The organism is Granulicella sp. L60 (assembly GCF_009765825.1).
In the GTDB taxonomy this organism is placed as follows: Bacteria; Acidobacteriota; Terriglobia; order Terriglobales; family Acidobacteriaceae; genus Edaphobacter.
Genome location: NZ_LMUR01000018.1, coordinates 726,626 through 748,663, shown reverse-complemented (window position 1 = coordinate 748,663; position 22,038 = coordinate 726,626). Strand labels below are relative to the sequence as shown.

The following is a 22,038-nucleotide window of genomic DNA, read 5'->3' as shown; positions in this document are numbered from 1 at the left end:
ACGTCATGAAAAGACTCGCCAATATTGATATACAAAACCGCTGGGGAACGTTTTCGATCTACGAAAAGTTCGAACATCTGATCATTACGCTGCTGACCGCCATCATCGCAGCGATCGTCGGGGCGGCGACGTGGCAGCTCATCCTTCACACCTTCGATCTGGTCCGTAGCCACTTGGTCGATCCCAGAGACTCTCAGGTTTTCCAGACCGTGTTCGGGATGGTCCTTACCGTCCTGATCGCGATGGAGTTCAAGCACTCCTTGCTGGTGGTGCTGCATCAGCAGCGCGATATCGTTCAGATCCGCTCAGTTGTTCTGATTGCCTTGCTTGCGATGGTTCGCAAGTTCATCATCCTCGACATCTATCAAACCCAGCCCGCCGTGGTCTTTGCCCTGGCTGCCGCTTCGCTGTCCCTCGGCATCGTGTTCTGGCTCGTACGCGATCAGGATGAATCTGGACGGCCAACAGAGAGCGCGTCGGAAACAGAGACGCGGGTCGATCGGGGAATCCCGATGGACGCAATCCGCGGCCAGTGATGCAGCACAAGAAAGATAGAAGAACGCTTATAGAAAGGAAGTCATGACCATGCTGACACGAAACCAATTTGTAAAAGTATTGCCACTCTTTCTATGGACCGCTTTGGCTTCCGCTCAATCCCTGCCGACAGGAACCTCTTATCATCGACAGGTTCAAGTCCCCAATCGCCCAGCCGCCCTCTTCACTGGCGAGCAGGGCAAACAACGGACGGAGATCCACTTTGACCCGGCTACGTCCGCTGTCACGATGAAGCTCCTGGTGCAGGACCCGGCAGGCTACTTTATTCCCGACCTTCATCGCGACAACTTTGCCGTTTATGAGAACGGCATCCGACAGCAGAACGCCACCGTGGAGATAGAACATGCCCCGATCACTCTGGGCATCGTCATGGAACATGGAGGCCGCTTTAAAGGCTTCAACAGAACCTCTTCCGACGAAGTCCTCAGAGCGGGCCAGCAAATTCTCGACGAACTCGGACGGGAAGATAAAGTTGCGATCTGGCAGTATGCCGACAGCGTAAATCAGGTTGCCGATTTCACAACCGCTCACGACCGCCTCGATCGGTTCTTTATGACCTCTGGGGTGCCAGATTCATCTGAGACAAACTTTTACGATGCGCTTGTTTCAACTTCAGAGGTCATGAAGGCGGTGACCGGTCGCAAGGCTTTGATCGTCATTACCTCGGGAGTCGATACTTTTAGCAAGGCCAACTATGCCGAGGCTGTGACTGCCGTCCGCGCCTCCGGCACACCGGTCTACATCATCAACCTCGGTCCCGATCTGCGCGAGGCTGCTAAGAATTACGCGAATACCGGTCCCTACGCGCACCTGGACTGGAAAAAGGCCGAAGATCAACTTCGGGATATCGCCAGGGTATCTGGAGGCCGGATGTACGCCGAAAGCAGCACCATTAACCTCACCGGAGTGTATGACGACCTGATGGAAAATCTGAGAGTCCGCTATGTGATTAGCTATCGGTCCACGGGCAGCGCATCATTAGATGCCAAGAGAACTGTCCGGGTCGAACTGGTTGATTCCAAGACGAATGGACCACTAGAGATCGTTGACGCGAACGGCAAGGTCATTCGGTCGACGGTGATCGTAGAGAACAGTTACATGCCCAACGCTGCGACCTAAGCCAGTACATGGAAGTCGAGGAGAACACCTTTGACGTGGCACTGTCGTTCCATCCTAGGGAAGCCGAACGGTCCATTGGGATTGCCGCTAAGAGCCCTCAAATTACGCAACCAAGCCTTTGGTCGTTGATTCACTTTTGACCCTCGGCGGATGGGCATTTGAGCGGCAATCCCGGACCTCAGGTTGCAGAGACACTCGATGCTCTTGATTCGGAGCTGGCAAATACTGGAGGCGGGCTTAGCCACTCATGCGAAGATGCAATCGTTCAATCAGGCAACCATCGATCAGAAGTCTCAGCTTTACTACGCGACGTGTCTGACTCAAAGGGGCAACGCTACGAGAATTCTGCCGCATCTCTGATTTTATGAAAACTCTTGTTCAACAGATACAGGAAATTATGGAATGTGCAGAACAGCATGTTCAGGTTGTTGAGGTGCGACCGGTTCCCTCAGCAGTTGGAGATCAACAAGACTTCCAAAGCGAGCAAACTGGCAGCATCGTGGCCACCGAAGAAGTTCGGCCGAATTGAGCAGACTTATATCTCAGCAGCACGCAGCGCCTTTCCGGACGGGACGAATTTAAGAAGAGAGGACATGAACGATGATTGCGCCTCCGACAAATGGATACAGGATTCTGATCTATGGTCGAGATTCAACTTTGCTGGAAACCCGCAGGTTGCTTTTGGCGAGTGGGGGATTTCGAGTCAATACCGTCTCAAATTTAATGCAATTCCGAAAATCTGTAGAACAAGAACGCCCAGGATATGAACTATTTATCCTATGTCACACCGTGTCGGATGAGGACCGTCGAATCATTGAGGATATCGCTTCTCGCACGGACGCGGGGTTATATCAGCTAGAACGGATGGAAAGTCCACCTCGATTCGTCGAGAGAACCTCCGAGATGCTCTGCCTATCTTAATAGATCAAGCTACGGCTCCCATCTCATGGGCAGGCAGCTTTCGTAAACATGTCTGATCGGGATGGTCTTCACAAGTGCCCAAACATTTGACATGCAATAAGTCACAGCTATAAGAGAGTAGCTTCACCAGTCTGCAAGGAGAGCTCGGCGCATGCTATCTTCCTGCTGACCTGCGTGATGATTGCTTGCCGTTTGTCCCGATCTCCCAGTCGACATTAAGCATAAGGCGCAGCATGTAGTGTTCATAACCGTCGTGGCCCCGCTAGGTTGGTTTTTTCGGCTGCGTGTATGTCGCTCAGGATCTCCTACTGCGTAAAATACGATCTTTCCGTCGCCGGCGACATCCGAGCGAGACGAGTTCATACGCAATTTCAACTATTTCGAGGCATAGCGATTGCATTTGTGGTCGTTCTGATAATGACTGTCTCCGATCAGCCTGCTTGTCGTCACGTCGTTACCGATCTCATCTCTTGGCTTCCATATGGTTAGCCTCAGGGCCGCCCCTGCACCTATTTGCTGAAGCCGGGCAACTCGACGCGGCGGACGACGTGATCCTGGATCCAGTGGGCGTCCCACCACTCTTTGGGATCGATCTGGACACCATCGAGCTGCATCGCGAAGTGAACGTGGTCTCCACCGGCCATCCCGGTCATCCCGCTCAGTCCCATGATCTGCGAGCGCTTGACCATATCCCCCTCATGTACGTCGATCCGGCTCATATGGCCGTAGATGGTCTGCAGGCCATATCCGTGGTCCACCACGATGCAGTTGCCATAGATGCCAAGGGGTGCAGCCCAGACGACACGGCCGTCATTCGAGGCTTCGACGCCGACATGCTGCGTAACGGCGAGATCGTAGCCGAGGTGCACCTGCTGATCGATCTTTTGGCCATGATAGATATAGCTGCGCACGTCAGCAAAGGTGGCCTCGGCCTGGGCATGCGACTGACGCGTGAAGGGTTGATTCCACAGGAAGTGATCGGCAGTCTTGAGACGCAGGTCGGCCAGAGTCTTGTTATTGGCCTGGCGCATCTCGGTATTGATCTTAACGAAGCGCGCGACGGGATCACCAGAGCCGTTGGGATCAAGCTCGCCCAGCACCTTCTGCATGAACTGATCGGAGATCTGTATCTCATGCTGCGTGTACACGGGCTGCTCCCTCTTTGGGAAGATGACGGTCAGCGGAGTAGTCACGTCGTTTCCAGCCGCGTTCGAAGCATAGGCCAGCGGCGTCGTGCCGGGAGGCATATTCCAGGCAAAGGCGAACAAAGAGAAGAGACCGGGCTTACCGCCTGGCATCGGCCATGCACGGAAGGTCTGGTTGCCGACCCGGATCCCTGCGGAGGTGTAGCTGCCGGTGACGTTCATGGTGGCCAGATCGGCCATGCCGAGGTAGAGGTAGTGCTGGTCGGAGTCCGCGCTGACGACAGGCGGTTGCGTGACCACGTTGACGTCATGCTCCCAGCGGGTGGTGCCATGGAACAGGCTGCCAGACGTGGCTTCAAGAATCAGGTGGGCAGGGCCGTCATGCAGTTGGGGCGTCGTCTTGACGCCGATCTCGAAGTTGAAGGTGGTGTCGGCGTTTTTCGATACAGCGGGAGCCTGCCATACCTGGTATTGCGCGCCGTTCTGCGTCAACGTGGCGGTGAACTTGCTCACTCCGTGAGGATCGTGGACGTGGACAGCGATGGGAGTTGCCTGCCCAATGCTGGTCAGAGATGGGACCACATCCAAAGAGGGCTTACTGCAGCCGGACACGGTCAGCAATAACGGCAACAGAAGGATTCTTGCATTGATGATCGGAGTTCTCACACGTCGATTCTAGCCCCACAGTCCATGGGACTCTACTGGACAAATCACTGGGTAGGATCTTGCAGCGAAGCAGCGACCGTGCCTGCGAGGATGAGTATCCGCTCAACTCGTTCCACCCTTCCGCGATATATCCAGCTTTATGGTTCGGGATACCACCCCTTCTCCCTTGAATGCCATTCGATCACGCCAGCGATTCGAGCTAATGCGTGGATCGTTGAAGCCAAGCACTTTCAGTAGGACGTCCGGGAATAGAGATCGAATGTTTGGGAGCTCAGTGATTTTGATCGATCTCACTTCGCCGCCAACCTCTGTGTGATAGGTGGCATGGAGCTCTCCCCGGTGAAAGAGGGCGTTCCTACATTGCGCAAACTGCCTCGCTTCGTCCTCGCTCACGGTAAACCCAAGGGAGTCAAGAAACGTCTTCATAATCCAGCTCAGCGATTGATGTCTAGTTGGCTTCAACTTCATCCGGGCAAGAAGCTCTAAGCCTGTAAATACGAGGGAAAACGTGACATCGATCGGAGCCGCTCCCATCTTCACAACCTCGACATGACGAAAGAATGCGGATCGAAAACCGGTTTCCGCCTGAAACTCAGCGCTGCCTAGCCTTTCAATAGCGAGGTTCAGAAAGCGAACTCGCATGTCCGGCAGGAAGGCATCAAATTGCAATCGGTGACCTGAAGTGGGGCGCGCCGGCCTTCGAGAGATTAAATTGCTTCCCGTGATGACAAGATCTATGTCCTGTTTCAATTGATGTGGAACCGAGGAGAGAAGCATTTCCACGGGATCTTCTCCTGGAAGCACTTCAGAACAGTTCGATAGCGCGACATGTTGCTGCTCACAGAAGGTGAGCGCCGCTTCCAGGTCAAAGAATGTATCTCTGCGCGCTCGGAATGCGAACAATGAGTTCACGGGGACGTGCAGCAACCCTGTGAGGTGAAACGAGTCCTTATCACGCGCCATCTTGACTGCTTCTGTGTGGGTTTCGTACAGAGGCTCGAAAGACATGTCGCCCACGTCAAAGGGGCGCGTAAACCTTGACCGGCACCAACGTGGGTGCCACAACCTCGCACTCAACGCCCAGTTCCGCGAGCTGCCAGTACACGACGTAACCAGTCGGTCCCGCCTCATAACAGGCTCTCAACTTGGCTGCCGGACCAAGCTTCTTGATCAACTTGCGGATAGATTCAGCACGGTTGGGAATCGTTCCCAGGCTCCGCACTTCACCTTCCGGCTCCGCGACCGCTACGGCGATCGTCTCAGCATGGACATCCAAACCTAGAAATCGTACCTTCTCCTTCATGACCGGCTCCCTTCCGCTTGTGGCTCTGAACTGTGCCTCCGTAAGGACGCTCACAGCCTAACCCACGGTCGGCGCATCGGCGCCGGTCACTCCATACTGACTGTTGGCAACAGTTGACCATGTCCATGAGCCAGCCGAAGCCAGAGCCCTTCATGATTTTTCCGGTGGGTCTGCCTGCAACGAGGCCGATCACTATCCAGCCTAGGATGCGGTAGGCCATGAGATTCTCCTGCGAGGTCCTGCTTCAGGAGGTCAAGGTATTGGAGAGGTAGGATGGTCGCCCTGCGCGGACGGCGAGGGTTTTGGTGAACGATGTCATGGGTGAGGCACCAGCCCGCCTCAAATCAACAACTTGTTCTTGCGACTCTGGTTGAAGCGTGCGATGGTGGTAGGCGATCAATATTGACAATAAAAGAAAAGCTGAGCCTAACGGAGACCTACAGTGGAGCAAAACGAGACCTCTCTGCCAGAAAAGCGCGATTACATCGCGGAGATTTTTGCATTATGTTCGACGCTTTCGGATGAGGCGCTTTTCTCAGCGGAAGCAAAAGGAAGGGCAAATGGGTTTGATCTGGATCGCGGCGACATAACATATAGGGAAATCCAGATCAATTTTGTCTCGGGCAGGGACATCATCGAGAATGCGATACGGGATGAAAAGCTAATTCAACTCCCAATCACTGTTCAGAAGCGTCTTCTTTCTAATCTCGAAGCCATTTCGAAGGCGCTTCAAGGATTTATGTCTGATACAGATCAGACCGTTAATCTCGACGCCGCCGTCGAATCTCTCAACGCTTCGATTTGGCAGTATGGTTTGAACCATCTTTCAGACCAAATCTTGGGCTATCAGAAGAAACTGAATCAGCTAAAGCAACAAGAGGTCAAAATAGCTGGGCTTATAGCTCTGCTGGAAAGGGGGAAGCCGAGTGCAGAGGCTATAGCTGTTCTTCGCGAAGAAACCCAATCAAGCAAGGATGCGATAGAAGCGGCAAAGAAAGATGTCGACGAGAATGCCGCCGCCGTGCTGGTTGCTAGGACAAAGAGCGAGGAAGACGCGGAATCGATTTCAGCGAGGTCAACTGCAACACAAAATTCAGAGCGAGATGCTGCTGAGGTCGCCTCAGCGCTCAGAGCGTCACTTGCAAACGTCTCGCCTTTAGAGGAAGACATCAAATCCTTCTTCCAAGAGATCGAGACTTATAGGAAAGCAATGGAGCAGTCTAATGAGGAAGTAGCTAAGTTCTTGACGTCCTCGGAGGCCACGCTAACCTCGAATTTAGCGGAGCATGCGCAGGAGATTTCGCACGAATTAGCGACCCTCTCAGAGACCACTACGACCGCTGGGGAGAAACACGCGGAGGACCTGGCCGCTCGGCTCGGATCGAATAAGTTGGAGATAGAGGAGTTGGTCGCCGCCTTCAATAAGAGCGAAGCACTGCGATTGAAGGCCGCAAAGGCCGAGTCCGACGAAATGCTTGAGGTTGAAACTGCTAAGCATAAGGAACTTGTTGAAACAGTAGGGACCAGGATTGCGGAGCTCGAGACGGAGTTGACCAAACAGACGGACGATTCGCTCGCAAGGAGCAGAGAAGCGGTCGCGGAGCACGTCAAGGAATTAGAGGAACTAAAGGAGAGAGTAAAGGAGCAGGTCGCGCACGCCACCGGGGTGGGCCAATTTGGAGCTTTCAACGCCCGGCAAAAAAGCATCTCCAAGGACAAATATCTTTGGGTTGGCGCGATCACCGTATTAGTGATTGTAGTCGTTGGTTTAACTTATATGATTGCTCTGCATGCGGGACAGGGAGATCTGCACAGTGCTGCTTTTTGGATCAAACTATCGATGAACGTGCCCCTAGGGTTTCTCATCAGCTTTTGCACCATTCAGTACAACCGAGAGCGCCGACTAGAGGAAGAATATGCTTTCAAGGCTAGCATTTCCGTATCTCTTACACCCTATCGAGATTTGATTTACCAGATCCTCGAGAAGGACGATGCGATCAAGGACGGTAGTTACACAACCTTTGTAATTGACAGCGTGCGCAACATTTTCTCGTCGCCGACAGAGAAGATTTTCGACTCCCCTAAACGTTTTGAAGGTGTTTCAGAGAAGTCGTTAAAGGCGGCGGCTGAATTGATCGGAACGGCTGTCAAAGCAGCAAAATAGCCTCAGATTGTGGGCCCGTGCAACCGTCATCATGTCCCTTATTTCTGCGCTAACAGAGATTACCCATAAGACTCTGAACGTCCGAAGTTCACAGCTTAGCGGAAGTCTTCTCGCATCACCAAGATCACCCAGGTAATTAGTGCACTTACCTAAGCCAAACAACCCATAATGTGGCCACATTATGGGTTGCTTGATACGGGCGTAGTTTGAAGTGAGAATCACAGGCGCATCGGCATCACCACATAGCACTGATCGAAGTCCGAGTTCATGCGCTCAGGCTTGATCATGGCCGCCGATTTTGAGTCTTTGAGAGATAGGCGGACCTCGCCCTCCGCTCCGATGGTCTTCAGGAACTCAACGAGGTAATTTCCATTGAAGGCAATGGTAACCTCCGGGAAGGCATAGATGACAGGCAGGGTGTCCTCGGATTCGCCGCTATCCTTGGACGATGCGCTGATCGTCATGGCGTTTGCCGACAGGTGCACCTTCACACCGCTCGAACGTTCCTCCGCAAATTCCAAAACGCGCTGGACGGAGGTCATCAGGTCCAGAGCGCGAACGATGGTGAAATTCGTGTTGTCCCGCGGAAGGATCTGTTCGTACTGGGGAAACTGGCCGATGAGTTTACGAGCGGTCAGTTGGCGCGATCCAATCCGAAAGTAGATGTTCGTTTCGTCCTGGCTGAACTCAATCGACTCGTCTTTACTCGCATTGAGCAGGGACAGCAGGTCCGCCATGCACTCCTTCGGCAAGAGTGTCTTCAGCGTTCCGTCGAACAGCACGTCCTCTTCGAGCACCTCAACGTGGGACAATCGATTGCCATCCGTGGCGACCATTGCCATCCGGTCGACATGCAGGACGAACAAGGCTGCGTTGAAGAGAAACCGGGCTTCCGTGTTGGCTACGGCGAAGAGACTCTGCCGTAACAGCGTCCTCACCCCCCGTCTGCTCAGGCGAATCGTCTCCTTGGCTGGAGACAGCGTGGCAGGAAACTCCGAGGCTGAGCGGCTCGGGATTCTGGTGTTCGAGCGTCCGGACCGAATCTGGATGTGGTCGTTCTCAAGCATTTTCACGCTGACACGCCCCTTGGGCAGGAGCCTGATGTAGTTGAAGAACTTGAGTGCCGGAATAGCAACGGCGCCAGCCACCTTCACGTCCGCCGCAAACTCCGTTCGTAGAGTCTGCTTGAGATCTCTGGCAGTAAGGGTGACGGTGCCGTCCTTCCCTGCTTCGAACAACAGGTGCGTGAGAATGGGAACCGTCGTCTTCGTCTCAGCCACGCGAACAACGGCAGTCAACTCAGTGAGCAATGTCTCCTGCTCGAAGATCAGCTCCATCAGTTTTGCTTCGGCTTTCGCCTCTGCCTTTTTCGCGGCGGGAACGAGCTTGGGGCGGGGACGACGACGGGTTCTTGAACAACAACTTGAGCGGGGGCAGCCATAGTCAGTAACTTCCTTTCGGTCGGAGTAAGGGTGATGTACGGAGATATTCGGTACTCGAATCGGAGGCGGACCACCTTCTGCACGCAGAGCTCTTGACGGAATTGGTGGCCTATACTGGCAATGCCGGAAACGGGTACGAACCTGCCGGCAAGGCTTTCAAAGCGAGACAAGAGGTCGCCGCAGTGATTCTCAAGATCTGTGAAGTTGGCAATCCCGTGCTACGCAAGGTTGCGCGTCATTTATCAGCGGAGGAGATCCGCAGCAACGACATCCAGAATCTGATTGGTTACATGCGCGACACGATGCGCGACGCTCCGGGGGTGGGACTGGCTGCCGCACAGATTGGAGTATCGCTTCAAATTGCGGTGATCGAAGATAAAGCCGGGTACCACAAGACCCTCACGACGGAACAATTGAACGAGCGTCAGCGTGTCCCCATCGATTTCCACGTAATCATCAATCCGCAGATTCAACTTCTCGCCCCTGCCGAGCATTCTTTCCATGAAGGCTGCCTCAGCATTCCGCGCCTGATGGCGATGGTTGCGAGGTCGTCCTTAGTCCGGGTGACCTGTCTGGATGAACATGGTGAACAGCGAGTCATCGACGCCAAAGGTTGGTATGCGCGGATTCTCCAGCACGAGATTGACCACCTTCAAGGACGCCTCTATACCGACGTGATGCAACCGGAGACGCTGACTACGATTGAAAATCACCAGAAACGGATCGCAGCGGCCATCCAGGAGAAAGGGTGACAACGCGAGAGGTCCCGTTTGGCTGCAGTTTGTGGGGGGCATGACGCTAGGCGCCGCTGCCGGACCTTCCCTGGCCTCACATAGCTTCGCGGAAGATTGCCCCGACCAATAGAAGGACGAGGCTTGCGAGTCCGGCAATAACCCGAATGACATGAAACCTCATCCAACGATCGCGAAGGCTTTGCCAGTCCGGCGGAAGCGTGGATACGGTCCATGTCACGATCTCTTCGACGATGGGGACCTCAACCAATATCGTGACGAGAAGAGCGACGATAAATAGCGCAACTACTGTCGCGTTTAGATAGAAGGTAAGTGGTTGATTGCGATACGAGAGGATCAGCACCGGAACGATCGACAAGAGCGTGGCAGGCATTAGGACCGTCATGACTAGAGCCATGTTGCGGTTCATCCGGTCTACGATCGCGAGAAAGACATCTGGCGAGAAGGTACGCATAGATCGACTCAAAGCGATCCAAGGCCCATGGAACATCCCCGCCACCAACGCCGAGAGAACGATGCTTATCAGCTGCCAGCTCTTCACAGTGATACCCATTTTGTAGATCTATCTCAAATTCCAGTTCTCTTGCGCGTTCTGATATCACCCGCGCATGATGACCAACCTCGGACACTCATCCTTATGCCCGTAATGCTAAAGACAGACTGCCCCATGATGCGGAGCGAGGGCATTACGCAATCCTCTTCGCAGCATTCGTCCGATGCGTCATGACGCGTCTGGCGTTTGCCTCGATGTACGAAGTCAGCGCTTCCATTCGTGCCGCAATCTCTCTCCCTAAATCGGTCAAACTGTACTCGACCTTGGGAGGTTTCGTCGCATGAACGGTGCGTAGAACGAATCCATCTTCTTCGAGCGCCCTAAGGGTCTGCGCCAGCATCTTTTCACTCACGCCACCAATCAGGTAAGCAAGTTCGCTGAATCGGTAGCAGGTTTCTCGCAGAAGGAGCACCAGCACAAGCGACCCCCAGCGCGAGGTGACATCGTCGAGTATGTTGCGCGTCGGACAGTCGGCGGAAAACAGGTTTCCCTTTTTGATACGAATCGTCTTCGTACTCTTTGGCCACGGCATACAGACAGCTTACCTTGAGGTATGTACTTACGTAAAGTAAGTCAAAAGGCTACGCTGGTCTTGCTGTCAGATTTGACAGCCAAGGAGAATTGTCATGATCGCCATCACCGGAGCCACGGGCCAGCTTGGAACATTGGTCGTCGAAGGCTTGCTTCAGAAGGTTCCCGCAAACCAGATTATCGCCGTAGTTCGCACGCCGTCCAAGGCCAAGGCGCTCGCGGCTAACGGAGTGCAGGTTCGCGAAGCCGACTACTCTCGCCCCGATACCCTCACCAACGCCTTTCGAGGGGCAACGAAGGTTCTGCTGATATCGAGCAATGAAGTCGGACGGCGGGTACCGCAGCATCAAGCTGTGATCGACGCCGCAAAAACTGCCGGTGTCAGTCTATTGGCTTATACAAGTCTTCTACGTGCAGATACCTCGAAACTCTTGCTCGCGGCGGAGCATCTCTCCACTGAGAAGTACCTTCGAGCGAGTGGCATCGGATTCGTGCTCTTGCGCAACGGCTGGTATGTCGAGAATCTCATCCCTGGCATTGCGCCAGCGTTGCAGCAGGGGGCGTTTATCGGGGCCTCAAATGGCGGGGGCTTTGCCGCCGCGACCAGGGCTGAGTATGCCGCTGCGGCCGTGGCTGTACTCACCGAAGAGGGCCACGAGAACAAGGTATATGAGCTAGGCGGCGACACGCCATTCACCCGCGCAGAACTCGCCGCGGAGGTCAGCAAGCAAACTGGGCAGACCATCGGATATCACGATCTGCCGGAAGCTGAATACGAAAAGATACTGGCGAGCTTTCTTCCCCCGGAGGTTGCACGGATTATCGCGGATGCCGAGATGCATGCCGCTCACGGTGCTCTCGATGACCAGTCGCACACCCTGAGCCGGCTTATCGGACACAGTACGATGCCACTTGGACAAGTAGTTGCGGACGCTTTGCGGGCCTCGTAAACTTTCACCCGGCTCTTGGCGGAGCAGTGGGTGCATTGCTGCTTCGCCAGGCCTGGGTTCACTCAGGTTGAAGTGATCTCAGGCTCTAGTACCGGGTGTGTCATTCCGAGCATAATGTGGCCACATGGCCAGGTTATGCTGCGATTCAGGAGACTCATGCCAGATTCAACGTTCAACGAATGGTCTGGCATGAGCCTAAATTTTAGAGATCGCCTGCATATGATGCGATCCGCTTAGGGACCTTTCGGCCCCGAGTGGGCTGTGATAGATAACATTGTCATCGTCGACTATGACAAACTTCATACCCATCTAAGCGAATCGTCTTGCAAAGCTCAAAACTTTTGGCCGTGCGCCATCTGATAACCGTAAACCCAACCCGAATCTAAAAATCTCGGGCATGTAATATTCGCCATGCAGTTCGGCTACAACTCCTACGCTTTGTAGAAAACGGATATCTTCTGAGGTCAGATTTGCGTCGGTAGCATCGAAGGGAATGCGTAGATCGGCAACACTCTGTAGTTTCAAAAAGATGGCTTTCAGTTGAGGTATTTCTTGTTCAATTTCCTCAATTTTTCTCAAACTGCATGGCTTAATAGCGTTCCTAATGGCGCCCGGACTGAGCACCCTATCCATGTTCGCGCTCTCAATGCTTCCCTCGGCTGCGAAGTGCAGAAAGCGTACAAGATCCCGCGCTTGAATCTGCCCTTTGAAGTCGCTAAGAGCGGCGATAACCCACTCTGCGGACCTCGCTTCGCGAGACTTTTCTGTTCCTAGTTTTCGTCCCCAGACAGCAAGGAGACTTTCCTTGGCTTCTTCGACCGAAAGAAGTTCCGGAGGATTCTGAAGATGGTCTGGACGTTTAACACCCGCTGAATCAGCCAGCCACACAGCTAGGCGGAGAGCTTCTTCTTCGCTCCACTGTAAAGCGAATGCGTCATAAAGCCTTGAGAATTGACCATAATTTTGGGGCACCGCAGCACGCGCCAAGTCCGCCCTCACGAAAATAAGAACTCCTAGGGGACTATCAGGTACAGATTTCAAATAGGACGGTACTCCTTGAATCAATGCTCGGAGTGCCAATTGCTCTGTGTGATTCGTTGCCAGTTCGGGAAACAGATCCTCCAGACCATCAATCATCAATACGAGTTGCTGACCCAATTTCCTAAGATAGTCGACGATCATACCTGCTGCAGCATTGAAAGGCTCGATTGGAAGTCCCATTGATGCTGCGAATATTTCGAACCACTTGTGTCGCCACCATGTCTCGTCCGCCTCTGTTTCCCGAAGCGCGTTTCTAATCAAATCACTGATTTCGAGAAGATTGAGATCTAAAGTAATGCCAAGATTGTTTGCGGTCGCTGTCCGCGCCGTCTCGACGACCTGCATGGCTAAGCTATCGAGGTTTCTAGAGTTCAACACAGGCCATAAAGCAGTTCCCTGAGGTACGGTCTCTCCGTTGACTTTGGTGATAAAGGCGGACCAACTGCCAGCACGCAAGATCTGTAAGTAGGTGTACGTCTTGCCCGCCCCCTTGGCGCCTATGATTACGGCAGTGGGGGGGATTCCTGAATACTGACGGGCTAAGGCTCTCAACGGGGCTATCCGCAGGAATCCGTCGCCTTTTCCGCTTTCGGCATATTCGAGTTCTTTTGCATTTTGCGTCAGTCGCCTGCGAGTGTCATCAATAGCCGTTGGATCAGCGACAATCTCAGATGTTTTAGATGGAAGATCAAATTCGACGAGATCGCTCATCTTTCGAACTAAAGGACTTGTCCCAAGTTTGGTCAATGCCTCACTAAATGAATCTAAGTACAGCAATTCCTGCGAGAACGGTGTAGTCAGAGTCTGAACGCTCGGCCAACTTTCATCTATCTCCAACTCCGGATAGTTCTGTTGGAGCCGCGTGACGATGTTTCGAATGAACTCGCTATCGGACAATTCGGCGAGAACGAAACTCAATATAACAGTTGGATCTGATGCCCCTGACCCCTTTGCCCTTCTTGCGATCTTCCCAAGCTGCTGCAGGATGGTAATTGTCCCATCGACAGACTGAATGGAAGGTGTGGTCACGAGCATCTTTTTGATGCGAGGGTCAAAGAGGAATGGGCTGGATAGCTCGGAATAGCCTGCGCGCAGATCCAAAAGGATCACGTCTACGTCTAGACTCTTCGCCAGTCGCACGAGGAAGGCCCGCAACGACCACTCCTGGCCAGGCCGATTTGTTAAATGCTCGGGTCGGATATCAAGCCGCATTGCCTGCTCTTCTGATCGAAAAGCCGGAATGAAATAATGTTTGGCATCTCCTTCCTGTAATGATGTTGTGAGCACTTGGCGTCGGGTGAGGTGGGTAGCCAAATTCAGAGAATCGTTCGCTTCCGCACTTGGATCACTCTGAATCAAAGCAAGGAGATCAATGAATGACAGACTCGCCGCAGGGACAGAAATCTCGTGGCTCAGCAGTGAAGTTATCCCGGGAGCTTCGAGATCAGCATCAATGACAAGGGCAGAACGTTTCTCTCTTGCGGAAGAAAGTGCCTGTAGGTATGCGAGCAAGTGAGTTGTTCTCCCCACTCCTCCTTTAAACGAATAGAAAGCTATGATTTGCGGACTATCATCTGATGATGAGTCCGGCAGACAGAGCTGGCCTCCTGAGTCTGGAAGAGCGGCGACTCGACGGAATGACGGAGGTGCAGTAATTCCGACTTGAGCCCGTTTTTCAGAATCGTCCACTTCGTTGACATGAACGATTACAAGACGGCCTTGGTCAGGCCCGCTATCAAGGGCGATGGTTCGATCTGGGAGATAGCGAACTCCGAATACCTGGTTCAGAAAAGAGTCGACCTGTTCACCATCCGTTCCACGCAGGATTTCTAAATCTACAACGTCTTGATAAACCGTAGAAGCTAGTAGCCAATTAGGAGATCCATTTTCAGCACGGTAACTCTCAAGAATAAACTCCAAATCCAGCCAGGTGAGGATGCTAATTGCCTTCATTGAATTTCCCTTCGATCCACGCAATTATGCTTCTAATCTCCGTAGATGTTTCGGTTTGAAGAGTCGTTGGAATTCCGTAACGCAGGGCTTGGTGTAAATCTTTCGGGGCAACCCTTTGTTGGGGATCTCTTTCGTGGAGCGTCGAGATTTGCAGTTGATTCATTTTGAAGAGCGTGACGGGCGCCCTGAGAAATTTGAGGCCAGCAACGAGATCGTGACCGAACACTGCATCCGATGGCAGTTTGTCCGTTGATTCCACTCGTTGTTGTTGCATAATTAGGGCCTTCAAACCACATTCGATGCAGTAGAGGGCCAAGAGCTTATATGCGGCGACCGAGAGGTCGATACAGTAGGGTCTGTGGCTCCGGTACGCCTTGGTCAATTCTCGACGTGTTGCTCGCAGCATAGTAGGAAGGATAACCGATCGTCTTCCATCACACACTTAGTAGGCGTTGCCGACACTCGGCGAACCGAATGATCCCTCCGCAACCTCGGTTTTCCCATGAGCTTCCTGATTAACCATTACCGATCGCTGTTACAGCAGGTCCTTCGGTGGCGAGAGGATCTCAAGTTTGGGGAAGTACGTCTGAAAGCGCGCTGCGTCTCGCGTAAGCAATGCCAGATGTTCGATCGCAGCGTGTGCACCAATGTAGAAATCTGGCATCGGGGTGTTTCGCGAGCCTCCGCGTCTGCGATAGGCCAGGAAGCACTTGCCGGCCAGAAACCCCGCCTCCCAGGGGAGCGATTCCCTTTGGTAGACGTTACTCGGGAGTGCCGAATTCAATGCTTCGATGGTCGTATAGCCGATAGAAACTTCGGCGTAGATGATCGGATTGATAACCAATGCCGTCTGCTCGGCACACTCTGAGAGCGCACTTCCCGACCATTCGCCCCACTTCGGATCGTTAGTGGCGATGTCCAGGATAATGTTGCTGTCCACCAGAACCCCTTGGCAGTTGCGAAGACGTGCCACCAAACCGGTGAAAACCGGCTTCACTTGCCCTTCCTGTCGTGGTCAGACTCGTTGCGGGTCAACGCCATGATCTCGTCGGTGCTCATGCGCGTGTTGGCCGTCCCTCGGAGTGCTTCGAGTGCTCTCTTCCCCCTCATCCCCGCACCATGAGTTGGCTTGGCCTTCCGAATCCGGGCGTGATCCCCAGCCAACTCGAACTCGACTTCGGTGTGGGGCAGCAGTCCAAGCCTGGTGCGGACGTTCAGAGGAATGGTCACCTGTCCCTTGCTCGTGATTTGCATAGTAATACTCCTACCAGTAAGTGTAATGATTGCATCTTTCGGGCGCAAGATGTAGCGACATCGCTCTGGGGGCGAGGTTCTCAATCCGGATCGCACCGAAAGGGTGGAAACTGGGATAGTGCCGGAGCGACGAGGTTTTTTCTGCCAGTCCCTGGACTATGGCTTCGCTTCGGCTCCAACGTCGATTCTGCGGCTCATCAACGCGAATAGCAGGTGATGGACTGTAAGGAAGGCCAGCAGAATGCTCTTTTCGGATAAATCGTTCTGATTTACGACGCCGTGCCCCACAGTATGCCTCGAAACTCCGGCTGGATTATCCCAATCGAATCCAGCGAAGATCACCCTTTCAAGGTAGGTGACGAAACGGTCGTTCCTTAGGAGTGAAGTAGCAGACCTAGTTGCGAATTCGGGCGGAAAGGCCGTGCTTAGCAACGTGGCTTGCCCCGGCTTTGCAGTGGCGCTAGATAGTTTGTAGAAAGTGCGAAGCATGCCCTCGATGCGTGGATAGAGAACGCTGCCTGCACTGATGCAGTCGCTCTCCAGAAAACGTTCAAGCGCAATCTGGATGAAGCCCGAATGAGCTTTAAAATCCGGGTTTTTCTGTGCAAGGTCAGTGGCGCTGCGACCAATCATCTCAATCTGAGAAACAATCTCAGGCAGGAGTTTGTCGATTTCAATGTCCGTGCGGAGGAAATCGATCATTCTGTGGACGGTCTGATCATTGAGCCCGATAAATGGGAACCAACCTTTGGCAATCAGTTGCTCCCATTCAACGTCGTTTAAAGCGAACCGTTCACTCGCGAGAACGAAGGCGAACGAAGCGCCCAAGGCGCGATTCAAATCAAAGTTACGGATTACACCAGGCTGCGTAGGAGAAAAGTCGAACAGCAACCCTTTTCGCCACCCGACCGAAAAGATATAAAGAAAGCCACAGTCTTTCGGAATTTCAATTCCAAGATCAAGTTCGCGGATATCAGCCAGGTCTGTCTTGTTCACTGGCTGTCCTGCGGTGGTGGAGACCTTCGATTGAACAAGCAAGGTCGGTCTAATCTCGTTGAGATAGATAGTCGCTTCGTTAGCCTGGTTGACGATAACTAAGAGATTGTCCACATGAGATGGTGAAATAGCCACCGCTGATAGAAATTCACCCGTGAGCGATTCCAAAATCCTGAAGAATGTTTCCCCTTCTGAAGAAGAGTGGAATCCCCCTGTTTCAATTGGGACACTTTCGCCCATCACGGCGGAGCTCAGGCATACACCCGCTGTGCGCAACGATAACTTTATCTTCTTCGGCATAGTGGAATATTACCGTGCGATTTGGCTTTCGCTAGTCGCCCATCAGTTTCTCGAAACTGCGTGGCCTGTCCGAAAGAGATCCACGGCAACACGCACTTTCCAATGTCAGGTCTAAACAACATTCAGATTGCTGACCAGCTATCGCAGTTCCTTCTGGACAAGAAGCTGGACCAGTCGGCCTGAGAGGACTCACTCTCAGGCTCTCCCGGTCATTAGTCCTGCGATGTCGGCATAGCGGAAGTGATCGCAGTTCGTTTTGGCCACATGTGGCCAACTTATGCTCGGAATGACAGGGTGGAAGCTTAGGCTGCGATATTATCTTCTTCTGCCTCGCTATCCTCCTCATCGTTGGCTGCGATCTCAGCGATGATCTCCTCTTCTGCCTCCTCTTCCCTGCTTTCGGACGCGTCAGGCTGAACCGGAGGGGCTGCGGGAGGGGCTACAGCGTCCGCAGGCTCGCCAGCCATCGCCATCTCAAAGAGACTCGGCGTCCTCGGTTCGATCGGCTTCTTCTCTTCGACGGTCTTTGTCGAGGTGGCCGTGCCCTTCTTCGTGTCCGTCTTCGGTGTCTCGGTCTTGGATGTCCCCTTCTTGGCCTCTGCCTTTGCGGCCTTCGCTGCGGCAGCCATCTCTTCTTTCGCCTCATCGAGCGTGTTCTTGAGCCCGATATGCGCGGCCACGTACTCGGCGAGGGTCGACGGAAGCTGGGCATCCAGATCTTCGGCGGTTCCCGTGATACTCACTTCGGTGGTCAGCGCCTTGTTTTCGCTGTCGGCCAGCTTCTTTGGAACGACGTTGACGCGGATGCTGTCCGGATTGACGCAGCTAATCGTCATCGTCACAGCACGCTGCAGCAGCAGCGGAGCCAGTTCTTTGAACATGGTCTACCTTTCTGGGGGTACTGAGATATAGGAGGGCGGCTAAACTTCGGGATCGTCCCAGCGCTCGGTGTAGCGCAAGCCGAACGCGACGGACTTCAGATAAGCAGAGCTGTCGTTGGCTCTCTGCCAGAGCAGCGAGTAGACCTTGTTGACCGCCGATTTTATAATCTTCTTCATCTCTTCGTCAGAGATGCGAGAGTACTCGCCGTTCTCTGCGCAGACGGGACACGGCTTCCCGGCGTGCAGTTCCTCGATGAATCCGTTACGGAATGCGAGGGCAACGATTGCCTTGGCTTCGAGCGAGAGTGCGAGGTCGATCTTCGCGGTCATGGAACACCTGTGTGAAGCACATTATGACAAGTTTTGGCGTACCTGGGATAAATGTTTCCGGGAACGCTTCCGAGTCTTGCTCCAAAGCTCAGGATCGACCGGCAGACTGGTCATACGGCCGGTCGAGCCGTTGTAGAAGGCTCCGTGGTGCGTCAATGTTCCATATCGAATGAGGCGCGTCAGCATCACCAGTGCGCTTTGTGCAAGCACCTGATTGATGAATGGCTCCTGCCTATGTAAAGCCTCGGCAGCACTGCAACTGGGTAAAGCATCTTCGCCCACCCCCGGGTCGGCGATCTCAGGGTAGAGTTCCGCCACCGTTCTGAGTCGCTCCTTCTTGCGGGAATTCTGCGAATTCAGCGGTTGTCCCAACACATACTGTCCGCTATCGGCGTTGTTGCCGATGTCGAGCCAATAGACGGCACTGCTGTGGCTTGACGCCACTCCGTTCGCGATGTTTGCTCGCGCTGCGCGCGTGTCGACGCAACCGACAACGATGTGCGGGTTTGCCTGTTCGTTGAGAGAGTCTTTATGGAGATGCTGGGGATACGCCCTCCACGTCACCCCCCAGAACAGATTGACGCGGTTCACTAAGACGACCGCTTTGTTGAGCCCTATATCGGAGGTTGCGAAGGGCTGTCGGACACAGTTGGTGGCTGAGACCGCATCTCCATCAGCAAGCATCACCTCAAGGCCCCGGTGCCCCCAAACCCGCATGGCCTGGTGGAGATACGGAAGTCCAAGCATGATCGCACTGCCGGTTCCTCCAGCGCCAACGACCAGGATTCGAATGGCCTGCTGAGGCCGGAGGAGCGTGTCGTGAAGCTTATGTTCTATCGCCATCGCATCACCTTGTGCCAGAGAGAAACTCTTCCACTGTTTCGGGCAGGTCAATGAGCATCTCGATTGGAAACTCATCCTTACCCACCAAACTCTTCCACAGCCCCTCGAAACCACTCTCGTAGCGGGTCACACGACCCACGTTCCCATGGGTGAATGCACTGTCAAAGAATCCCTGCTCCCATTTGTCGATGGAGGCCACCGTAGAGGCGCCAGGCGCGCGCATGGAACCGAGACATACGCTGCCGTCTGCATATGTATTCCAGTAGGGCGCGACGGAGACCTTAGAGTCAGCGTCCGGTCTTCTACTTTCCTTCAGCGCCCTGACCTCGAGAGCACCTTCACTTGCCATCCAGAGAAGAGCCGGTTGAGGAAAGCTCTTTCCGCTGATTCCGGTCATGCCGCCCTGGGTGTCTCCGAAGTGCATGACGCGCTTCTGCGGTTCGGTCCACCATGCGATGACCTCTCCCGTACGAGCGATCACATTTGCCGGGAGGTACTCCACTTCAACGTGCTCTCCCAGCCCTTTAACCAAAGACTGGACAAACTCGACTGTCAGCGGTGTCGCTGGGCCCAGCACTGGCGAACCTTTGCCGGGCGCCTGATGAATCGCATGGTGCGTGACGAAGGAGGTCTCCCGGCTACTGTATGGGTCGTGCTTCGACCGGTAGATCAACAGAGCCTCTTTGAGTTGGTAGTGCTGGCTGTGCCCGATGCTTACGCTGACGTGCATCTTCCTCCTCATGGTTGTTCAGCAGCTTGATCAGTTCAGCGAGCTCCCGGGTGAGCTTGAGAAAAGTAGCCGAAGTCCGGAGTGCATCGTTGCAGTCTTCTTTGTCTTCGGGAAGAAAGCAGATGGCGCACGTGGGCTCATTGTCTCCCTGGTTGAAGCTGTCTGACTCCTGATCAAAGCAAGCATGGATCGCATCATTCTCACGAAACACGACGAGCAAAAGAGGAAGCGGAGGATAGTCATACTCTCCTTCGAACTGCATCAGACGACGGTTGCTGCGCGAAAGACGATGAATGGCAAGTACCTTCTCGATCCACCCGCCGCAAGGTCCGTTGCGATGTCTTCTGAGAAGCATCCGCATCTCTTTGGCGGTCCAGCCCTCGGACTTCTCCAACGTCTGCACGCACTCGGGAATGGCTTCGTCGAGCCTTGGGAACTCGTATGAGTCCCGATTTTGGGGGTCGTCGCACTCTGCCCACTCATGCAGGGTTTCGTCATACATCTCGGCGTCGTGATGGGTATAGATTCGCGCCCAACGATAGAGAGACTGGCAGAGCAACAGATAGAAGGAGGCGCCAAGAAACCGTTCCTGCTCTTCGAGCGTTCTGATCGCTGCCCCAACCGCCACGTAGCCATACTGCTCTGCTTCGAACAGTACGGCAAGGTGGCCGTCGCCGATTGGCGATCCTCTCCACCTTCCGGTCCCAAGGTTATCGCGGATCTCGCATGAGATCGAGAGTGTGTCCTTGTGGGACTCGCCACAGATCTTGTCGATAAGACCATGAGCTATCGTCTGAACAAAGCCTGCCGGTGCTTCGCCTACCTCCTGCCAAAGCTTCTCATCTCCAAGGCCAAGGGTCACCAGAGCATGACAAAGCGTATAGAGTCGCTTTCCATTTACCTCGTGGACGTACTTTCCTCTCACGCGCCGCATACTTGGAAACTCAAGTCCGGGGTTTTGAGCCAGCAAACTTATGCCAGGGGCGGCAGCAAAGCGCTCGGAACTCGCAGACGAGATTTGCGGCCGTACGACGAGACTCTGATCGCCTCGGAGAGCATGTCGGACAGTTTTTGTGAGGTTGCGCATTTGAGATGTCTCGCTATGAGTCGATTCGCTTTGTTCGGAGGCGCGCTTTCGAGCGCCCGGAGCCGGTCGGTCAGGGTTGACTCTCCGGTCTTGTTCCTGCTCTGCTTGCTCATGGGTCACCATTGCGCCGCCGTAGGATAATGGGTTGGTAATGATCTGCGAGTCACGTGCTATGCGAACCTGCCGCGCAGGCATTCTGTGCGCGGCAGGCCGTATAAACCGCTTTAGCCTTTGGTCCCGATCGCTCGCGTGAACGTATGGCGCATGGCCGTCCCTGTATCTTCCGGCCCTTCGAGCTTTGCGGTCGCGATCTCGGGATAGGTGGTCGTCAACACATCGCGGACCTGTTCGACAGACAAGTCGGGCGAAGGGTCAGGGATGCGCGTGCCGTTGAAGTAAAACTCACGCGGTAGTGCGGTGGCGGTAAGGGTGGCCATCTTGTATCCTCCGAAAAACAGGTTGGGTTATGGGTTGGAACTGCCGGGTAGGGCGGACTGCAATCGACGCTGAAGCCCGGCCCGC

The 22,038-nt window shown here is 54.0% G+C and carries 22 protein-coding genes; 5 read left to right on the top strand and 17 right to left on the bottom strand.

Annotation, left to right across the window (positions count from 1 at the left end):
* Positions 1 to 5 precede the first annotated feature (5 nt).
* Both GSQ82_RS13520 and GSQ82_RS13515 read left to right on the top strand, forming a co-directional pair.
* A complete protein-coding gene (locus GSQ82_RS13520; protein ID WP_158792772.1) occupies positions 6 to 536 on the top strand; it encodes a phosphate-starvation-inducible PsiE family protein in 531 nt (176 codons plus the stop codon).
* Between the two features lie 43 nt (positions 537 to 579).
* On the top strand, positions 580 to 1,674 hold the full coding sequence (locus GSQ82_RS13515; RefSeq protein ID WP_158792771.1) for a VWA domain-containing protein: 1,095 nt from the start codon (positions 580 to 582) through the stop codon (positions 1,672 to 1,674).
* A 1,430-nt stretch (positions 1,675 to 3,104) separates the two neighbouring features.
* Here the strand turns inward: GSQ82_RS13515 and GSQ82_RS13510 are convergent.
* The 3 genes from GSQ82_RS13510 to GSQ82_RS13500 all read right to left on the bottom strand — a co-directional run bounded on the left by GSQ82_RS13510 (position 3,105) and on the right by GSQ82_RS13500 (position 5,709).
* Positions 3,105 to 4,406, bottom strand: a complete 1,302-nt coding sequence (locus GSQ82_RS13510; RefSeq protein WP_158792770.1) for a M23 family metallopeptidase — start codon at positions 4,404 to 4,406, stop codon at positions 3,105 to 3,107.
* 102 nt (positions 4,407 to 4,508) lie between these two features.
* Positions 4,509 to 5,369, bottom strand: coding sequence for a hypothetical protein (locus GSQ82_RS13505; RefSeq protein WP_158792769.1), 861 nt, complete (start codon positions 5,367 to 5,369; stop codon positions 4,509 to 4,511).
* Positions 5,370 to 5,424: 55 nt separating this feature from the next.
* Entirely contained in the window at positions 5,425 to 5,709 is a 285-nt protein-coding gene (locus GSQ82_RS13500) for a hypothetical protein (protein ID WP_216847081.1), read from the bottom strand.
* Between the two features lie 442 nt (positions 5,710 to 6,151).
* Between GSQ82_RS13500 and GSQ82_RS13495 the strand changes: the two genes are divergently transcribed.
* On the top strand, positions 6,152 to 7,873 hold the full coding sequence (locus GSQ82_RS13495) for a hypothetical protein (protein ID WP_158792768.1): 1,722 nt from the start codon (positions 6,152 to 6,154) through the stop codon (positions 7,871 to 7,873).
* 218 nt (positions 7,874 to 8,091) lie between these two features.
* Here GSQ82_RS13495 and dnaN read toward each other — a convergent pair whose 3' ends face one another.
* Positions 8,092 to 9,210 carry a DNA polymerase III subunit beta gene (dnaN, locus tag GSQ82_RS13490; protein ID WP_158792767.1) on the bottom strand — a complete coding sequence of 373 codons (1,119 nt, stop codon included), beginning with the start codon at positions 9,208 to 9,210 and terminating at the stop codon, positions 8,092 to 8,094.
* Between the two features lie 197 nt (positions 9,211 to 9,407).
* Between dnaN and def the strand changes: the two genes are divergently transcribed.
* Positions 9,408 to 10,067 (top strand): peptide deformylase, encoded by a 660-nt coding sequence (gene def / locus GSQ82_RS13485; protein ID WP_254061638.1) that lies wholly within the window; start codon positions 9,408 to 9,410, stop codon positions 10,065 to 10,067.
* Between the two features lie 76 nt (positions 10,068 to 10,143).
* Here the strand turns inward: def and GSQ82_RS13480 are convergent, their stop codons facing one another.
* On the bottom strand, positions 10,144 to 10,620 hold the full coding sequence (locus GSQ82_RS13480) for a DUF1772 domain-containing protein (RefSeq protein ID WP_254061637.1): 477 nt from the start codon (positions 10,618 to 10,620) through the stop codon (positions 10,144 to 10,146).
* 133 nt (positions 10,621 to 10,753) lie between these two features.
* Positions 10,754 to 11,152: a helix-turn-helix domain-containing protein gene (locus tag GSQ82_RS13475; protein ID WP_158792766.1), complete on the bottom strand. Its 399-nt coding sequence runs from the start codon at positions 11,150 to 11,152 to the stop codon at positions 10,754 to 10,756.
* 94 nt (positions 11,153 to 11,246) lie between these two features.
* Between GSQ82_RS13475 and GSQ82_RS13470 the strand changes: the two genes are divergently transcribed.
* Positions 11,247 to 12,101, top strand: coding sequence for an SDR family oxidoreductase (locus GSQ82_RS13470; RefSeq protein ID WP_158792765.1), 855 nt, complete (start codon positions 11,247 to 11,249; stop codon positions 12,099 to 12,101).
* A 309-nt stretch (positions 12,102 to 12,410) separates the two neighbouring features.
* Here GSQ82_RS13470 and GSQ82_RS13465 read toward each other — a convergent pair whose 3' ends face one another.
* From GSQ82_RS13465 to GSQ82_RS13410, 11 genes are all read right to left on the bottom strand, one after another.
* Positions 12,411 to 15,095: a ParA family protein gene (locus GSQ82_RS13465; protein WP_158792764.1), complete on the bottom strand. Its 2,685-nt coding sequence runs from the start codon at positions 15,093 to 15,095 to the stop codon at positions 12,411 to 12,413.
* Positions 15,082 to 15,369, bottom strand: coding sequence for a hypothetical protein (locus GSQ82_RS13460; RefSeq protein ID WP_158792763.1), 288 nt, complete (start codon positions 15,367 to 15,369; stop codon positions 15,082 to 15,084). The genes GSQ82_RS13465 and GSQ82_RS13460 overlap by 14 nt, the downstream gene beginning before the upstream one ends.
* Before the next feature lie 261 nt (positions 15,370 to 15,630).
* Positions 15,631 to 16,092, bottom strand: coding sequence for a type II toxin-antitoxin system VapC family toxin (locus GSQ82_RS13455; protein ID WP_216847080.1), 462 nt, complete (start codon positions 16,090 to 16,092; stop codon positions 15,631 to 15,633).
* The gene (locus GSQ82_RS13450; RefSeq protein ID WP_158792762.1) at positions 16,089 to 16,349 is read right to left on the bottom strand and encodes an AbrB/MazE/SpoVT family DNA-binding domain-containing protein; all 261 of its coding nucleotides are present in this window, start codon (positions 16,347 to 16,349) and stop codon (positions 16,089 to 16,091) included. Before GSQ82_RS13450 ends, GSQ82_RS13455 begins: the two co-directional genes overlap by 4 nt.
* A gap of 156 nt (positions 16,350 to 16,505) precedes the next feature.
* The gene (locus tag GSQ82_RS13445; RefSeq protein ID WP_158792761.1) at positions 16,506 to 17,645 is read right to left on the bottom strand and encodes a hypothetical protein; all 1,140 of its coding nucleotides are present in this window, start codon (positions 17,643 to 17,645) and stop codon (positions 16,506 to 16,508) included.
* Positions 17,646 to 17,947: 302 nt separating this feature from the next.
* Positions 17,948 to 18,526: a PRTRC system protein E gene (locus GSQ82_RS13435; RefSeq protein ID WP_158792760.1), complete on the bottom strand. Its 579-nt coding sequence runs from the start codon at positions 18,524 to 18,526 to the stop codon at positions 17,948 to 17,950.
* 39 nt (positions 18,527 to 18,565) lie between these two features.
* The gene (locus GSQ82_RS13430; RefSeq protein WP_158792759.1) at positions 18,566 to 18,856 is read right to left on the bottom strand and encodes a hypothetical protein; all 291 of its coding nucleotides are present in this window, start codon (positions 18,854 to 18,856) and stop codon (positions 18,566 to 18,568) included.
* Positions 18,857 to 18,877: 21 nt separating this feature from the next.
* Positions 18,878 to 19,699, bottom strand: a complete 822-nt coding sequence (locus GSQ82_RS13425) for a PRTRC system ThiF family protein (protein ID WP_158792758.1) — start codon at positions 19,697 to 19,699, stop codon at positions 18,878 to 18,880.
* A gap of 4 nt (positions 19,700 to 19,703) precedes the next feature.
* Positions 19,704 to 20,372, bottom strand: coding sequence for a PRTRC system protein B (locus GSQ82_RS13420; RefSeq protein ID WP_158792757.1), 669 nt, complete (start codon positions 20,370 to 20,372; stop codon positions 19,704 to 19,706).
* Positions 20,338 to 21,363, bottom strand: coding sequence for a hypothetical protein (locus GSQ82_RS13415; protein WP_158792756.1), 1,026 nt, complete (start codon positions 21,361 to 21,363; stop codon positions 20,338 to 20,340). The genes GSQ82_RS13420 and GSQ82_RS13415 overlap by 35 nt, the downstream gene beginning before the upstream one ends.
* A gap of 377 nt (positions 21,364 to 21,740) precedes the next feature.
* The gene (locus GSQ82_RS13410; protein ID WP_158792755.1) at positions 21,741 to 21,953 is read right to left on the bottom strand and encodes a PRTRC system protein C; all 213 of its coding nucleotides are present in this window, start codon (positions 21,951 to 21,953) and stop codon (positions 21,741 to 21,743) included.
* Between the last annotated feature and the right edge of the window lie 85 nt (positions 21,954 to 22,038).

Bases quoted from the DNA above. Each gene is read 5' to 3' on its own strand.
- GSQ82_RS13430 (WP_158792759.1), bottom strand. From the start codon at position 18,856: ATGACCGCGAAGATCGACCTCGCACTCTCGCTCGAAGCCAAGGCAATC.
- GSQ82_RS13410 (WP_158792755.1), bottom strand. From the start codon at position 21,953: ATGGCCACCCTTACCGCCACCGCACTACCGCGTGAGTTTTACTTCAAC.
- GSQ82_RS13465 (WP_158792764.1), bottom strand. From the start codon at position 15,095: ATGAAGGCAATTAGCATCCTCACCTGGCTGGATTTGGAGTTTATTCTT.
- GSQ82_RS13520 (WP_158792772.1), top strand. From the start codon at position 6: ATGAAAAGACTCGCCAATATTGATATACAAAACCGCTGGGGAACGTTT.
- GSQ82_RS13500 (WP_216847081.1), bottom strand. From the start codon at position 5,709: ATGAAGGAGAAGGTACGATTTCTAGGTTTGGATGTCCATGCTGAGACG.
- GSQ82_RS13435 (WP_158792760.1), bottom strand. From the start codon at position 18,526: ATGTTCAAAGAACTGGCTCCGCTGCTGCTGCAGCGTGCTGTGACGATG.
- GSQ82_RS13475 (WP_158792766.1), bottom strand. From the start codon at position 11,152: ATGCCGTGGCCAAAGAGTACGAAGACGATTCGTATCAAAAAGGGAAAC.
- GSQ82_RS13505 (WP_158792769.1), bottom strand. From the start codon at position 5,369: ATGGCGCGTGATAAGGACTCGTTTCACCTCACAGGGTTGCTGCACGTC.
- GSQ82_RS13460 (WP_158792763.1), bottom strand. From the start codon at position 15,369: ATGCAACAACAACGAGTGGAATCAACGGACAAACTGCCATCGGATGCA.
- GSQ82_RS13450 (WP_158792762.1), bottom strand. From the start codon at position 16,349: ATGCAAATCACGAGCAAGGGACAGGTGACCATTCCTCTGAACGTCCGC.
- GSQ82_RS13425 (WP_158792758.1), bottom strand. From the start codon at position 19,699: ATGGCGATAGAACATAAGCTTCACGACACGCTCCTCCGGCCTCAGCAG.
- GSQ82_RS13415 (WP_158792756.1), bottom strand. From the start codon at position 21,363: ATGCGGCGCGTGAGAGGAAAGTACGTCCACGAGGTAAATGGAAAGCGA.
- GSQ82_RS13480 (WP_254061637.1), bottom strand. From the start codon at position 10,620: ATGGGTATCACTGTGAAGAGCTGGCAGCTGATAAGCATCGTTCTCTCG.
- GSQ82_RS13515 (WP_158792771.1), top strand. From the start codon at position 580: ATGACCATGCTGACACGAAACCAATTTGTAAAAGTATTGCCACTCTTT.
- GSQ82_RS13445 (WP_158792761.1), bottom strand. From the start codon at position 17,645: ATGCCGAAGAAGATAAAGTTATCGTTGCGCACAGCGGGTGTATGCCTG.
- GSQ82_RS13470 (WP_158792765.1), top strand. From the start codon at position 11,247: ATGATCGCCATCACCGGAGCCACGGGCCAGCTTGGAACATTGGTCGTC.
- dnaN (WP_158792767.1), bottom strand. From the start codon at position 9,210: ATGGAGCTGATCTTCGAGCAGGAGACATTGCTCACTGAGTTGACTGCC.